The sequence below is a fragment of the Actinomyces slackii genome, assembly GCF_900637295.1.
Lineage (GTDB): Bacteria > Actinomycetota > Actinomycetes > Actinomycetales > Actinomycetaceae > Actinomyces > Actinomyces slackii.
Genome location: NZ_LR134363.1, coordinates 1,622,208 through 1,637,948, shown reverse-complemented (window position 1 = coordinate 1,637,948; position 15,741 = coordinate 1,622,208). Strand labels below are relative to the sequence as shown.

Below are 15,741 nucleotides of genomic sequence, written 5' to 3'. Positions count from 1 at the left end.
ATGATCCGGTGACGTTGATGATGTTGTCGATCAGGCTGTTGTAAACCCCGCGCACGCGGGGATGATCCGCAACTGGTTAGCAGCCCGATCATCTACCGCTGGTAAACCCCGCGCACGCGGGGATGATCCCACGGGCAGGGAAGCGCAGGGCATCCGGCACAGGTAAACCCCGCGCACGCGGGGATGATCCGAACAGGACGTCCCCGGGGCGAAGCCCCTGAGTGTAAACCCCGCGCACGCGGGGATGATCCCCTCAGCCTCAATCAGGGCCGCCAGTGCCGCTTGTAAACCCCGCGCACGCGGGGATGATCCGTACTTCGCCCGGATCGACCAGTTCGTGTGCTTGTAAACCCCGCGCACGCGGGGATGATCCCCGGCAGCCCTCCACTGGGCAGCAAGCCAGTCCGTAAACCCCGCGCACGCGGGGATGATCCGTCCCAGGAAATCCCTTAGGCCACCCTTACCTCGTAAACCCCGCGCACGCGGGGATGATCCTCCACTTAGGCAAGCCTCACCTCTAGGACCAAGGTAAACCCCGCGCACGCGGGGATGATCCTGCTGCTTGGTCACCCCAGTAGGTGAGGGCCACGTAAACCCCGCGCACGCGGGGATGATCCGGAACCGGCGCCATTGCTCACCAGGATGCTCCCGTAAACCCCGCGCACGCGGGGATGATCCCCGGGGGGGGATCTCAGGCCGTCAGGATCGCGTGTAAACCCCGCGCACGCGGGGATGATCCGCAATCAGACAGGGCACCCAGTGGATGGGTGCAGTAAACCCCGCGCACGCGGGGATGATCCACCACGCGAATGAGAATCGTTCTCACCCGAGGGGGTAAACCCCGCGCACGCGGGGATGATCCCCGGGGCTGGGCTGCACTGATAGGCGGGCGGGCGTAAACCCCGCGCACGCGGGGATGATCCCGTCCCAAACGCCCCCTGTCTACTCCATCACACGTAAACCCCGCGCACGCGGGGATGATCCGCCACATCCACGCCGCACGCATCCACCGCACCTGGTAAACCCCGCGCACGCGGGGATGATCCGACCCAAACACCCCCTGTCAAACGCATCACACCGTAAACCCCGCGCACGCGGGGATGATCCGTCCCAGAGATTCAGTTAGGGCACCCTCACCTCGTAAACCCCGCGCACGCGGGGATGATCCATGCTCAGCACTGAGGCATTCCCCCCATCCCGGGTAAACCCCGCGCACGCGGGGATGATCCCATGCGGTCTGTCACGTCCCCCTGGTACAGGTAGTAAACCCCGCGCACGCGGGGATGATCCTCTGCCGTCATCTCGGCGACCCACGGGTCAACCGTAAACCCCGCGCACGCGGGGATGATCCCTGGTGGCCTTTGAGTCGGCCCTCCAGGGTCACGTAAACCCCGCGCACGCGGGGATGATCCGGATCACGGCCCCCGGGCTTGACCCGGGGGCCGGTAAACCCCGCGCACGCGGGGATGATCCCGATTGGGTCAGCACTGACTGTGATCCGACGGGGTAAACCCCGCGCACGCGGGGATGATCCCCGGTGTCCGTGTAGACCTCATAACTCTCTGCGGTAAACCCCGCGCACGCGGGGATGATCCGCACCACAACCACTCCGCTTGACACTCACCACCGTAAACCCCGCGCACGCGGGGATGATCCTAACAAGTACATAACGCACCACCGAGTCCTGCCGTAAACCCCGCGCACGCGGGGATGATCCCCGCACGCTCTAGTGGGTACAGGACGGCCACGTGTAAACCCCGCGCACGCGGGGATGATCCGCCTTCACATCGATTGGCATGACCGCGGCGATGGTAAACCCCGCGCACGCGGGGATGATCCTCTTCAGCGTGTCCAGGTTGGACTGGAGAGCGAGTAAACCCCGCGCACGCGGGGATGATCCGAGCGCAGTGCGTATCCGCAGCGGTCTCGGCGAGTAAACCCCGCGCACGCGGGGATGATCCCTTGCGCCGCGGCCGGGGTTGGTGTCCTATATAGTAAACCCCGCGCACGCGGGGATGATCCGATCTCACTGCCGGGGGAGTGCACGATGCGGGCGTAAACCCCGCGCACGCGGGGATGATCCCTCCCGGACCGTCACCTTGACGGCGTTGGCGACGTAAACCCCGCGCACGCGGGGATGATCCGTCGGGATGGTCGAGGCGCTCGGCGAGGCGCCGGTAAACCCCGCGCACGCGGGGATGATCCGCCGGAGATGCCCGCGGTGATCTCGTTGATTTTGTAAACCCCGCGCACGCGGGGATGATCCGCACACCCTGGCCGCCATCTGCAAGGTCACACAGTAAACCCCGCGCACGCGGGGATGATCCGGAGGAGCGCAAGGCGATCAAGACCATCCGCACGTAAACCCCGCGCACGCGGGGATGATCCGCGCCCTTGATGATCAGCCTGATCGGCTAGCGCGTAAACCCCGCGCACGCGGGGATGATCCGCCCGCGTCCAAGCGGAAGTCCTCATGGGCGTCGTAAACCCCGCGCACGCGGGGATGATCCGGCGGAGCCGACGGCGGTCCGCAGCGTCTCGCTGTAAACCCCGCGCACGCGGGGATGATCCGAGCCGTGGCCGGTGATACGTGCCGCCAACACCGTAAACCCCGCGCACGCGGGGATGATCCCGGTGGAGGGGGCACTCCGGGGCGTCGTGCTCGGTAAACCCCGCGCACGCGGGGATGATCCCGACGGACCTGTGCTTGTCGTGGCTCCGCTGCGGTAAACCCCGCGCACGCGGGGATGATCCCACCAACCCAGAAGGGAACAGAAATGTTCAGCGGTAACCCCCGCGCACGCGGGGATGATCCGTCATGCGGTCAATCTCGTCGCTGAACATTTCTGTAAACCCCGCGCACGCGGGGATGATCCATTGCGGCGCGGACTCTACGGGGTACCGCGCCCGTGTAAACCCCGCGCACGCGGGGATGATCCGGTCACGCCAGTGATGTGCTTGTCGCTGTCGTCGTAAACCCTGCGCACGCGGGGATGATCCCAGGCAAGACACCACAAGGTCGTCATCCACGGCGTAAACCCCGCGCACGCGGGGATGATCCCCCATTGATACTGCTGATCATCGACCACATGTAGTAAACCCCGCGCACGCGGGGATGATCCTATGAGACTCGCGTACAGGATCATCGCTGGGATCGTAAACCCCGCGCACGCGGGGATGATCCTGTGTTCTACCCGGATCTGAACCGTTACTGGGTGTAAACCCCGCGCACGCGGGGATGATCCCGGCCTCTCGCGCGTGGGCGCGCGTGTGCGGGCGTAAACCCCGCGCCCGCGGGGATGATCCGGGCGGGGTCGGCAAGACCTCAACGACCCTGGCGTAAACCCCGCGCACGCGGGGATGATCCCAAGTTCACCATCGGCCAAGGCGCCAGCCCCGAGTAAACCCCGCGCCCGCGGGGATGATCCCCTGGGGACGGCGATCAACGCCGTCGTCCCGGCGTAAACCCCGCGCACGCGGGGATGATCCCTACCTCAAGCAGTTGCAGCTTGGCATCAAGCGGTAAACCCCGCGCACGCGGGGATGATCCCAAGCCTGCGTTGGCACTGGATTTGATGGAGGAGTAAACCCCGCGCCCGCGGGGATAATCCGCATGGCGGCAAGCAGTAAGCCCCGCACACGCGGGGATGACCCCGGGGCTCGGATGACGCCAATCTCTCTGCGGCAGGCATGAGTCGGGTCCAGGACTGCCCCACCGAGAATCGATGGTGTCTTCTGGACCCAACCGCCACGGTACACCGATCCGACTACCAGTGCCAGAGTAAACCCCGCGCACGCGGGGATGATCCCAGGCCAGCGGTAGGCTCGGCGATCATGCGGGCGTAAGCCCGCGCACGCGGATGATCCAAGCTGATCAGCGGGCAAGGTCGCTGGACCTTCCTCGCCAGGGGCAGGAAGGATCACTGAGTCCTGAGCTGAGGGCGGCGGCACGGATGTCGTCGAGCGGCACCGACGCGTTTGTCCACCGTGAACAACTTTAAGACTTTCCGCCACTTACCGCAATAGTAAACGCGCAGGTCAGAGCATATTTCCAGTGCAGGACCTGCGAGCGGAGCTAGGTAAAGTTGTTCACGGTGGACAAAACTGGCGCGGATCACCGGCCGGTCCGCTGCCAGCGGGCCGATGCCAGGACGACATACTGAGCATGGCCGCACTCCCCCGGATCAATCATCTAGGCTTCTCACCCGGGCCGCGCCCTGCGCCGTCGGCCCTGAGCCGCTGCCCATCACCCCCAAGGAACCCTCATGCGCGTCCTGGCCGCCCTGTCCGGCGGCGTCGACTCCGCGGTCGCCGCCGCGCGGGCGGTTGATGCCGGCCATGAGGTCGTCGGGGTTCATATGGCTCTGACCCGCAACCGCGCCCAGACCCGCTCGGGCTCCCGCGGCTGCTGCTCCATCGAGGACTCCGGGGATGCGCGCTGGGCGGCCGAGCTCCTGGGCATCCCCTTCTACGTGTGGGACCTGTCGGAGGAGTTCGAGGAGCGAGTGGTGTCGGACTTCCTCTCCGAGTACCGCGCCGGCCGCACCCCCAACCCCTGCGTGCGCTGCAACGAGCGGGTGAAGTTCGACGCCCTGCTGGAGCGGGGCCTGGCCATGGGCTTCGACGCCGTGGTCACGGGCCACTACGCGCGCCTGAGCGGAGGCGCCGCCGACGGCCACCCCGGCGACCCCTCCAACCTTCGCCTGGCCCGGGCGGCCGACAGGGCCAAGGACCAGTCCTACGTCCTGGCCGTCTCAGGCATGCGGGGACTGTCGCGGGCCCTCTTCCCCCTGGGAGACGCCCCCTCCAAGGCCGCCGTCCGCGCCGAGGCCGAGGCCCGGGGCCTACCGGTGGCCGCCAAGCCGGATTCCTACGACATCTGCTTCGTGGCCGACGGCGACACCCGCGGCTTCCTCGAGCGCTCCCTGGGCAGCCGGCCCGGCCCCATGGTCTCCCCCGACGGCCAGGTCCTGGGCCACCACGACGGCTACTTCGGCTTCACCGTCGGCCAGCGCAAGGGCCTGGGCCTGAGCCGCCCCGCCGCCGACGGCCGCCCCCGCTACGTCCTGGAGACGCGGCCCGCCACCAATGAGGTGGTGGTAGGCCCCGAGGAGCTGCTGCGGCGCACCAGCATGAAGGCCACCGACCTGGTTCTCCTGACCGAGCCCGGCCACGAGAGCACATGGCCGCAGGTCAGCCTCCAGGTGCGCGCCCACGGCCGCCCCGTCCCCGCCACGGTGACCATCGACGAGGCCGCCGCAACGCTGAGCGCCGAGCTGCACGAGCCCCTGCGGGGCGTGGCCGCCGGGCAGAGCGCCGTCGTCTACGGCGGGCCCGACGGCGACCAGGTCCTCGCCCAGGCCACCATCGCCTGAGCCCTCACACCACTCATCGCCGCATGGCCGCAGCACTGCGGCCACGCGGCGCGCACGTACTCGGCCCGCGAGTCGGCCACCCGCGCTCACGGCCGCCGCCTCCGCGCCCTCACGCTCTGCGCACCCTCCCAATCTCCGCAAGGGCCAGACCGCTCTGGCAGAGGCACCAAGCAGCACCCCAGCGACAGGCCGCCTCGCCCCGCTCGGCTTGACACCTCACCCCACTTGTGTCACTGTACTAGTGCAGTAATACAGATGGTCCGACGAGGCCCTCTGACTGCGCTCATGAGCCCACCGTCCGTCCAACACCGAGGAGCCCCATGAACCGAGACGACTCCCGCCCCATCTGGGTCCAGCTGGTCGACGACCTGCGCCACCGAATCGTCTCAGGCCACTGGACTCCCGGAAGCCGGATCCCCAGCGTGCGAGAGCTCGCCGTGGAGGCCGGCGTCAACCCCAACACCGTCCAGCGCGCCCTGGCCGAGCTCGACCGCCAGGGACTGACCCTCACCGAGCGAACCGCCGGACGCTTCGTCACCAGGGACGCCACCACCCTGGCCTCAGCGCGCAAGCAGCTCGCCACCGGCGCCACGGACACCTACATCACCGCATTGACCGCCATCGGCATGGATCTGGACCAGAGCACCGCCCTACTCGCGGAGCGCTGGCACCACCCCGCAGGCCACGGCGAACCAGCACCAGGAGACGCATCATGAGCGCACCACCACTGACCGCCCCCGTGGGCACCATCCCCTCCCTGGATGGCAGCGACCCACTGATCACCACCCGGGGCCTGACCAAGGCCTTCCGCGGCAGGCCCGCCCTCAGCGGCCTGGATCTGGAATTGCCGCCCGGCCGCATCGTCGGCCTCATGGGCGCCAACGGCTCGGGCAAGACCACGCTGCTGAAGATCCTGGCCGGAGTCCTGTCCGACTACGACGGCCAGGCCACAATCGCCGGGCACGCCCCCGGACCTCAGTCCAAGGCCCTGACATCCTTCCTGCCCGACGCGAGATTCCTGTCCACCCACCTGACCCCAGCGGCAGCCATCGCGCAGTACTCCCGGCTCTTCGCCGATTTCGACGCGGCCAAGGCCGCCGAGCTCGTCCGCTTCTTCCAACTGCCCACCGACCGCACCATCAAGGAGATGAGCAAGGGCATGGGCGAGAAGCTGCGGATCAGCCTGACGATGTCGCGGCGCGCACGGGTCTACCTCCTCGATGAGCCCATCTCCGGGATCGACCCTGCCGCCCGGGACGTCATCCTCAACGGGATCCTGCGCGACTTCGACGAGCAGGCCCTCATGCTGATCTCCACCCACCTCATCGCCGACGTCGAGACCATCGTGGACTCCGTCATCTTCCTCAAGGGCGGGCGCCTGCTCCTGGCCGGCGACGCCGACGACCTGCGCCAGAGCCACGCCACGAGCCTGGACGCCCTGTTCCGCAAGGAGTACAGCTGATGCTCACCACACTCATCACCGAAGAGTTCCGCACCCAGGCTCCGCGCAACGCGGTGCTCGCCGGGATCATCCTGCTGGTCTCCGCCGCCTCACTGGGCCTGGCCTCACTGGAGATCCCGCTTCTCTCCCAGGTGCTCATGCTCCTGGGCCTGCTCGCCGCAATGGCGCTACCGCCGGCCGTGGGCATCCAGATGGCCATCGAGTACTGGCAGACCATGAGCGGGGACCGCGCCTATCTCACCATGTCCCTGCCGGTCAGGGGCCGCAGCGTCTTCGCCGCCAAGATCACCTACGCGGCCCTCATCATCCTGGTGTCCACGGCCATCAGCATGGCGCTCTTCCTGTGGTGGCTGGCCATTCTCGCCGAGCAGACGGGATCCTCCCTGACCGAGATCCTGACCCCCATGCGGGAGGCAGTGGGCACGACGATGCTCACCTACTTCATCGTCGTCGTACTCCTTGGCCTGGTCGCCAAGGCTGTCCAACTGGGCTCGATCATGAGCATCGGGGCCCAGGGCCGCTGGAACCACCTGGGCCTCGGCGCGCCGGCGATCGGGCTGGTCCTGCTCTACGTCGCCTCCCAGGCGCTGGCCCTCGTCCTGCTCGTGCTCATCCCCTTCTCCTACGACCTGACAACCGGCTCCATCGTGTGGGAGTGGATGCTGCCCAGCTTCATCGAGTCGGTGACCGCCGACGCCGAACCCACGGTCATCGGGCTGGGGGTGGCGGCCACGGATCCGCTGATCGCCGCGGGGCTGGCCTGGTGGGCAGTCCACTCCATCGAGCGGCACACCTGCCTGCGCTGAGCGCGCGCTGGGACCGGTTCTGCGCCGGGGCCGACTGCGACAGTCGGCCCCGGCGCAGAGACGGTTCTGATCGGCCGGCCCTGATCGGCTGCTCCTGATCAGTCGGTCCTGAGCGGCGGTCCTGATCAACGCCGGTGCCAACCGGGCGCGGCGACCAGGGCCTGCGGTCAGCCGCGCAGGCGCTCCAGCTCCTCGACCAGCTGAGGGACCACCTCGGTGACATCCCCGACGACGCCGTAGTCGGCCATCTCGAAGATCGGCGCCTCGGAGTCGTCGCAGATCGCCACGATCGTGCCGGCCCCCTGAATGCCGGAGGTGTGATGGATGGCCCCGGAGACACCCAGGGAGATGTACAGGCGCGGGGAGATCGTCTCCCCCGTCTGCCCGATCTGCGCGCTGCGCTCGATCCATCCCTCATCGCAGGCCACACGGGTCGCCCCCACGGCAGCCCCCAGGGGCTCGGCCAGCGAGCGGACCAGATCGAAGTCGCCGTCCACTCCGCGACCGCCCACCACGACGGTGCGCGCCTCGCCCAGGGCCGGACCGGTGGCAGCAGAGGCGGACTCCCGCGAGACCAGCTCCACGGCGGCAGTCTCGGCAGCGGGCTCAACGGCGAGGGCCTCGGCCTCCAGGGGCGCGGCGCCGGGCTGGGCCTCAGCCTCCACGGCGCCGGGGCGCAGGGCGATGATCGGGGTCCCCTCGGCCTGAGGCGCCACGGAGACGGTGGTGGACCAGGACCCGGACAAGACGAGCTTGGAGGCGCGCAGCTCGCCGTCGACCTCCTCCAGGTCGGCCGCGTCCGAGACGGCGACCGACCCCAGCAGCACCGAGGCGCGGCCGGCCAGCTCCTTGCCGCGATAGTCACTGACCACCAGGATCGCGCCAGGCCCCACGGCCCGAGCGGCGGCGACAACAGCGTCAGCGGCATCAGCCGCCAGCGCCGAGCGATCCCCCAGCTCGGCCACGAGCAGGCGGCTCGCACCCGCCCCGGCGATGGCCGCGGCGCCCGGGGCATCGGGGGCGCGCAGGCACAGGGCGACGACGTCGCCGCTCAGACGGCGCGCAGCGGTCAGCAGTTCGAGGGCGGGGCCGGTGGGCGCGCAGGCTCCGGCCTGGTCCTCCAGGTCGATGAGAACAAGCACAGGGGCGTCAAGCATGATGGTCGACTTCCTTCACGAAGATGGTCCGGGGGCTCAGGCCGTGGGAATGAGCTTGTTGTCCACCAGCCAGGCGGCGAGCTCGGCGCCGGCCCGCCCGGAGTCGGTCACGATGGTCCCGGCCTCGCGGGCGGGGCGCTCCTGGGTGTCGACAACCGCCACACCCGGGCCGGCCTCGAGCTCCAGGCCCAGATCCTCGCCGTCCCAGAACTCGACGGGCTTCTTCTTGGCCGCGCGCATGGCGGCGAAGTTGGGGTAGCGGGGCTCATTGGCCTGGTCGGTCACGGAGACCAGGGCCGGCAGGGGGGCGCGCAGCTCCTCCCGGATGGTTCCCACGGTTCGGGCGATGGTCACGACGCCGTCGGCGACCTCGAGGCTGTGGGCCAGGGTCAGCGCCGGCCGCCCCAGCGCCGCGGCCAGCGCCCCGGGGAGCATGGAGGTCATGGCATCCAGGGAGGCCATCCCGGTGATGACCAGATCCGCCCCGCCGATCCGCTCGATGGCGGCGGCCAGGACGCGGGCGGTGGTCACCACATCGGCCCCCGCCAGGGAGTCATCGGCCACGACGACGCCGGAGTCGGCCCCCATCTGCAGGGCGCGGCGCACCCCGTCCTCGGAGTCCTCGGGGCCCATGGTCAGCACGACCACCTCCCCATCCGACTCCTCCGCCAGGGACACGGCAGCCTCCACGGCATTCTCATCGAGCTCGTTGAGGACGTCCTCCTCCCCGCGAACCAGGCGACCGTCCTCCAGGCGGCGCTCGGACTGCAGGTCAGGGACGTGCTTGATGCAGACCACGATTTTCATGCGGCCAAGATTGCCATAAATGACCCCGGACCTTCAGCCCGGCCGCCCAGTGAGCGCCAGGTCATCCGGCCCGCAGGCCCGCATCGCCGGCATATGCGCAGATCACAGGCCGAACCGCTCGACTCAGAGAGTGAGACTTCACTGCCTGAGCGGTTGGTATCGTTAGCCGAGCGCCCCGAGAATGGGCCTTATGTCCCCGACGCCTGCGATCACCCCCGCCCCACGCGCTGAGCACGATGCCATCATCCGCCACGCATTCGGTGCGACCCTGCGAGGTGACGGCGCCGACTTCGTGGTCCACGCAGCCCACGCCGAGGCCGTGGACCTGTGCCTGTTCACCACCGACGCCGCGGGGGCGATCCTCGAGGAGACTCGCATCGGCATGCACGGCCCGCACCAGGGCGCCTGGAGCGCGCATGTGCCCGGGATCCGCGCGGGCCAGCGCTACGCCTACCGGGTCCACGGCCAGTGGAGGCCCCGGGAGGGACTGCTCCACAATCCCCACAAGCTCCTCCTGGACCCCTACGCCCGCGCCCTGGACGGCACGGTCACCCTGGGACCCGAGCTCTACGCCCACGAGGTCACCGAGGACCTCGCCCCCACCTCCCACGAGTGGCGCCTCTCCACCCTGGACTCGGCGGGCAGCACGGTGCTGGGGGTCGTCACCGGGCAGAGCTTCGCCGTCGTCGCCGGACCCCGCGTGCCCCGGGAGCGCACCGTCATCTACGAGGCCCACGTCAAGGGCCTGACCCACGACCTTCCCGGTGTGCCCGCCGAGCTGCGGGGGACCTACGCGGGAATGGCCCACTCGGCCACCGTGGACCACCTCAAGAAGCTGGGCGTGACCAGCATCGAGCTGCTGCCGATCCACGCCTCCTTCACCGAGCCCTTCCTGGCGCAGAAGGGCCTGACCAACTACTGGGGCTACTCCACGCTGAGCTACTTCGCCCCCGAGCCCTCCTACGCCACGGCGGCCGCCCGGGCCATCGGCCCGCAGGCGGTGCTCGACGAGGTGCGCGGCATGGTCTCCATCCTCCACGAGGAGGGCCTGGAGGTCATCATGGACGTGGTCTACAACCACACCTGCGAGGGCGGCATGGACGGCCCCTCCCTGAGCCTGCGGGGCCTGGACAACCTCGACTACTACCTGCACGGCCCCCACCGCCCGGCCCAGTACGTGGATGTCACGGGCACGGGCAACACCGTGGACTTCCGCTCCACGCGCGCCGTGCAGCTGGCCATGGACTCCCTGCGCTACTGGGTCACCGAGGTCGGGGTGGACGGATTCCGCTTCGACCTGGCCGTCACCCTGGGGCGCAACGCCTCGGAGTTCACCGCCCGTCACCCCCTGCTGGTGGCCATCTCCACCGACCCGGACCTGGCCGGGGTCAAGCTCATCACCGAGCCCTGGGATGTGGGCCCCGGGGGCTGGCGCACCGGGCAGTTCCCCGAGCCCTTCCAGGACTGGAACGACCACTTCCGCGACACCGCCCGCTCCTTCTGGCTCCACGACGCCTCGGAGATGTCCAAGGGGCGCCTGGGGTCGGATCTGCGCGACCTGGCCACCCGCCTGTCGGGCAGCGCCGACCTGTTCGGCTACGGGGAGTACCCCGGAGGGCGCGGCCCCCTGGGCTCGGTCAACTTCGTCACCGCCCATGACGGCTTCTCCCTGCGGGACCTGGTCACCTACGACCACAAGCACAACCTGGCCAACAAGGAGGACAACCGCGACGGCACCAACAACAACCGCTCGTGGAACCACGGCCATGAGGGCCCCACCGTCGAGGGCCTGAACCTGGGGCCGATCGAGGTGCTGCGCCGTCGCTCCATGCGCAACATGCTGGGCACGCTCTTCCTCAGCGCCGGAACGCCCATGCTCCTGGGAGGCGACGAGCTGGGGCGCACCCAGGAGGGCAACAACAACTGCTACTGCCAGGACTCCCCCCTGTCCTGGGTGGACTGGGACCTGGAGACCTGGCAGCGCGACCTGACCGCCACCACGCGCTTCCTCATCCACATGCGCCAGGCGCACCCGGTGGTGCGCCCGGACCGCTTCGCCACCGGCCGGATCCTGGAGGGCGACACCATCGCCGACCTGTCCTGGTTCGGCGGCGACGGCGAGCCGATGGACTCGGCGTCCTGGCACGATCCGCATATCCGCGTGGTCCAGATGCTGCGCTCGGGCCGCCTGTGGAACGACGACGACCTGCTCGTGGTCATCAACGGCTCCCTCGACCAGGCGGAGGTCCTCCTGCCCGAGGGCCACGGCGCGGACTGGCACGTGGCCTGGGACTCCTCCTGGGCGGTGCCCCAGCCCCACACCTCGCCCTTCGCCCTGGCCCGGCGCGTCAACCGGGGCATGCCGGAGAAGGAGGCCCGCTCCCTGGCCTCCCAGGAGTCCTCCAGGGAGCGGCCCTGCCGCCAGGACCGGCCCGGGGACACCACCTCCATGGACGCCCTGTCCCTGCGCGTCTACTTCTCCGGCGAGCCGCTGGAGACCCTGAGCCGCATCCGGAACTGAGGTGCCGGGGACGGGCGAGGACCGCGACTGCCTTAGGATCGCTCTCATGACGCACACCGATTCGACCGCCTCCCAGGCCACGGCCCCCGCCCCCTCCGCCGAGGAGGCCCTGGCCACCTCCACCTCAGAGGCCTCCCTGGCGCGCTCGATCGCCCGCAGCCGCGAGATCGAGGCTGATATGCCCGCCAACCCCGGCCGCTACCGCATGCTCACCGGCGTGCGCCCCACCGGCAATATGCACCTGGGGCACTACTTCGGGACCATGCGCACCTGGGCCCCGATCCAGGACATGGGCATCGATACCTGGATCCTCGTGGCCGACTACCAGGTGATCACCGATCGCGACGGCGTCGGCCCGATCCGCGAGCGCGTCCTGTCCCTGGTGTGCGACTCCCTGGCCGTGGGCGTGGACCCACAGCGCTCGACGATCTTCGCCCACTCGGCGGTGCCGGCCGCCAACCAGCTCGTGCTGCCCTTCCTGTCCCTGGTCACCGAGTCCGAGCTGCACCGCAACCCCACGGTCAAGGCCGAGCTGGAGGCCACCGATGGTCGCGCCATGAGCGGCCTGCTGCTGACCTACCCCGTCCACCAGGCCGCCGACATCCTCTTCTGCCAGGCCAACCTGGTGCCGGTGGGCAAGGACCAGCTCCCCCACCTGGAGCAGGCCCGGCTCATCGCCCAGCGCTTCGACAAGCGCTACGGGCGGGCGGACAAGAAGCGCCCGGTCTTCCGCCGTCCCGAGGCCCTGCTGGGGCAGGCTCCCCTGCTGCTGGGCCTGGACGGGGAGAAGATGAGCAAGTCCCGGGGCAACACGATCGAGCTTCGCATGAGCGCCGATGAGACCGCCAAGCTGCTCAAGAAGGCCAAGACGGACTCCGACCGGGTCATCACCTACGATCCCGCCTCCCGCCCGGAGGTGGCCAACCTCCTGACGCTGGCCTCCCTGTGCGGGGCCGGAGAGCCGGAGCAGATCGCCGAGCGCATCGGCGACGGCGGTGCGGGAGCCCTCAAGACCCTGACCATCGAGGCGGTCAACGAGTACTTCGCCCCGATTCGCGCGCGCCGGGCCGAGCTGGCGGCCGACGAGGCCTATCTGCTCAGCGTGCTGCGCGCCGGCAACGAGCGGGCCACCCAGGTCGCCACCGCCACCCTGGATGCCGTGCGCGCCGCCATGCACATGGACTACTGAGCGCCGGCCTATAACCCGCCGAGGTAGACATTGTCCGCCGAGATAGACGCATTCACCGTCTACCTCGGCGGAAAATGTCTACCTCGGCGCAGGGGGCGGCCCGCCGGAGCGCAGGGGCACAGGGCGCAGCGCAGGGGACGGCGCGAGAAGAAGAGCACCGTGGATGTGACGCGGAGGAGCCGAACACCGTAGGCTTGGACTGTGACCGCGAACACCACGCGCAGCGCCGCGTCCCAGTCCTCTGCCCCCACAACCACTGCCCCGATCCCGGCACCCTACGCCCCGATCGGTCGCATCCCCGTCACCGAGGTCTTCCCAGTAGTGGAGGACGGCCGCTGGCCGGCCAAGGCGGTGCCCGGTGAGGTCATCCCGATCCGCGCCACCGTCTTCCGGGAGGGCCATGACCGCTTCGGCGCCACCGCCGTTCTGGTGCGCCCCGACGGCACTGACGGCCCCAGCGCCCGCATGCGCGAGATCGCCGTAGGCCTGGACCGCTACGAGGCCCGCCTGGCAGCCGACTCCCCCGGGGCGTGGTCCTTCCGCGTCGAGGGATGGTCGGACCCCTACGGCACCTGGGCGCACGACGCCGGCATCAAGGTGCCCGCGGGGGTCGACGTCGAGCTCATGCTGGAGGAGGGCGCCAGGGTCCTGGAGCGCGCCGCGGCCGTGCCCGGGCGCGACGAGAACGACGCCTCCGCCCTGACCTGGGCGGCCGGGGCCCTGCGCGACGCCGGCCAGTCCCCTGAGGAGCGCTTGGCCACGGGCCTGTCCACCCAGGTCACCGACGCACTGGAGCGCCTGCCGCTGCGCGATCACGTCTCGCCGTCGGCCACCTACCCCCTCCAGGTGGACCGCTCCCGCGCCCTGACCGGCTCCTGGTATGAGATCTTCCCGCGCTCCCTGGGGTCCGGGGCTGACGAGCACGGCAACTGGCACTCGGGCACGCTGCGCACCGCCGCTGAGCGCCTGGAGCGCATCGCCGCCATGGGCTTCGACGTCCTCTACCTCACCCCGATCTCCCCGATCGGCCTGACCAACCGCAAGGGCCGCAACAACACGCTGACCGCCCGCCCCGGGGACCCCGGCTCCCCCTACGGCATCGGCTCGGCCGATGGCGGGCATGACGCGATCCACCCGGACCTGGGCAGCTTCGAGGACTTCGACGCCCTGGTGGCGCGCTCCCGCGAGCTGGGCATGGAGGTGGCCCTGGACCTGGCCCTGCAGTGCTCCCCCGACCACCCGTGGGTGGCCGAGCACCCCGAGTGGTTCACGGTCCTGGCCGACGGCTCCATCGCCTACGCGGAGAACCCGCCCAAGAAGTACCAGGACATCTACCCCCTGAACTTCGACAACGACCCCGAGGGCATCTACGCCGCCATCCTGGAGGTGGTGCGCACCTGGATCGCCCACGGCGTGACCATCTTCCGCGTGGACAACCCCCACACCAAGCCCCTGCCCTTCTGGCAGCGCCTCATCGCCGAGGTGCGCGAGGAGTCCCCTGATGTCCTCTTCCTGGCCGAGGCCTTCACCCGCCCGGCCATGATGCGCACCCTGGGGATGATCGGCTTCCACCAGTCCTACACCTACTTCGCCTGGCGCAACACCAAGGCGGAGATCACCGAGTACATGGAGGAGCTGAGTCGGGACACGGCCCACGTGCTGCGCCCGGCCTTCTGGCCCACCACGCACGACATCCTCACGCCCTTCATGACCAACGGCAAGGTGCCGGCCTTCAAGCTGCGGGCGGTCCTGGCCTCCACGCTGAGCCCCACCTGGGGCATCTACTCGGGCTACGAGCTGGCCGAGTCCACGCCCAGGCCGGGCTACGAGGAGCAGATCGACAACGAGAAGTACGAGTACAAGCCGCGCGACTTCGCCGCGGCGCGTCTCAACGGCATCGAGGATCTGCTCACGCGCCTGAACTCCGCGCGCGCCGCCCACCCCGCCCTGCGCCAGCTGCGGGACATCGTCTTCCATCCCACCAGCGATGATGCCCTGATCGCCTACTCCAAGCGCGTGGAGGCCGCTCACAGCCCCACGGGGGCCGAGGACGTCGTGCTGACTGTGGTCAACCTGGATCCGCATGGGGCCCGGGCCGGGGAGGTCTACCTGGACCTGGAGGCCCTGGGCCTGCCGGAGGGCACCGACGGCTCTCGCCCGGTGGTGCGCGTGACCGATGAGCTGACCGGGGAGTCCTATGAGTGGTCGGGCCAGAACTACGTGCACCTCGATCCCTTCGCCGGGCGCAGCGCCCACGTCTTCTCCGTGGAGGCTCTGTGAGCGCCGCTCATCCGGCTGGGCCCGAGGCGGTGGCGGGGCTGGCCGGCTCCCCCGTCGCCCCGGCCGCCCCCTCGGCTGGGCCCGAGGCGCTCACCGCCCCGGCGGTGGCCACGACCTCGGGGTCGATCCCCGTTGTCCGGGCGC

General features: G+C 69.6%; 9 protein-coding genes and 1 CRISPR repeat array (1 of these 10 cut by a window edge). Of the genes, 7 read left to right on the top strand and 2 right to left on the bottom strand.

Annotation, left to right across the window (positions count from 1 at the left end; translation table 11 throughout):
• A CRISPR array of direct repeats spans window positions 1-3,550; the repeat unit is 28 nt; unit sequence GTAAACCCCGCGCACGCGGGGATGATCC (it extends 694 nt beyond the left edge of the window).
• A gap of 715 nt (window positions 3,551-4,265) precedes the next feature.
• The 4 genes from mnmA (at window position 4,266) to EL266_RS06755 (ending at window position 7,643) form a co-directional block, all read left to right on the top strand.
• On the top strand, window positions 4,266-5,375 hold the full coding sequence (mnmA, locus tag EL266_RS06770; protein WP_026428157.1) for a tRNA 2-thiouridine(34) synthase MnmA: 1,110 nt from the start codon (window positions 4,266-4,268) through the stop codon (window positions 5,373-5,375).
• Between the two features lie 320 nt (window positions 5,376-5,695).
• Window positions 5,696-6,091, top strand: coding sequence for a GntR family transcriptional regulator (locus EL266_RS06765; protein ID WP_026428156.1), 396 nt, complete (start codon window positions 5,696-5,698; stop codon window positions 6,089-6,091).
• Complete coding sequence (locus tag EL266_RS06760) at window positions 6,088-6,837, top strand: ABC transporter ATP-binding protein (protein ID WP_026428155.1); 750 nt, start codon at window positions 6,088-6,090, stop codon at window positions 6,835-6,837. The genes EL266_RS06765 and EL266_RS06760 overlap by 4 nt, the downstream gene beginning before the upstream one ends.
• On the top strand, window positions 6,837-7,643 hold the full coding sequence (locus EL266_RS06755; RefSeq protein ID WP_026428154.1) for a hypothetical protein: 807 nt from the start codon (window positions 6,837-6,839) through the stop codon (window positions 7,641-7,643). Before EL266_RS06760 ends, EL266_RS06755 begins: the two co-directional genes overlap by 1 nt.
• Before the next feature lie 167 nt (window positions 7,644-7,810).
• Here the strand turns inward: EL266_RS06755 and EL266_RS06750 are convergent, their stop codons facing one another.
• Window positions 7,811-8,800, bottom strand: coding sequence for an electron transfer flavoprotein subunit alpha/FixB family protein (locus EL266_RS06750; RefSeq protein WP_026428153.1), 990 nt, complete (start codon window positions 8,798-8,800; stop codon window positions 7,811-7,813).
• Between the two features lie 36 nt (window positions 8,801-8,836).
• On the bottom strand, window positions 8,837-9,607 hold the full coding sequence (locus EL266_RS06745; protein WP_026428152.1) for an electron transfer flavoprotein subunit beta/FixA family protein: 771 nt from the start codon (window positions 9,605-9,607) through the stop codon (window positions 8,837-8,839).
• 181 nt (window positions 9,608-9,788) lie between these two features.
• On the opposite strand from EL266_RS06745, the gene glgX reads away from it, so the two are divergent.
• The 3 genes from glgX to EL266_RS06730 all read left to right on the top strand — a co-directional run bounded on the left by glgX (window position 9,789) and on the right by EL266_RS06730 (window position 15,597).
• Window positions 9,789-12,128: a glycogen debranching protein GlgX gene (gene glgX, locus EL266_RS06740; RefSeq protein ID WP_408608457.1), complete on the top strand. Its 2,340-nt coding sequence runs from the start codon at window positions 9,789-9,791 to the stop codon at window positions 12,126-12,128.
• 46 nt (window positions 12,129-12,174) lie between these two features.
• Window positions 12,175-13,317 (top strand): tryptophan--tRNA ligase, encoded by a 1,143-nt coding sequence (gene trpS, locus EL266_RS06735; protein ID WP_051281487.1) that lies wholly within the window; start codon window positions 12,175-12,177, stop codon window positions 13,315-13,317.
• 201 nt (window positions 13,318-13,518) lie between these two features.
• Window positions 13,519-15,597: an alpha-1,4-glucan--maltose-1-phosphate maltosyltransferase gene (locus tag EL266_RS06730; protein ID WP_026428149.1), complete on the top strand. Its 2,079-nt coding sequence runs from the start codon at window positions 13,519-13,521 to the stop codon at window positions 15,595-15,597.
• The last annotated feature ends 144 nt before the right edge of the window (window positions 15,598-15,741 follow it).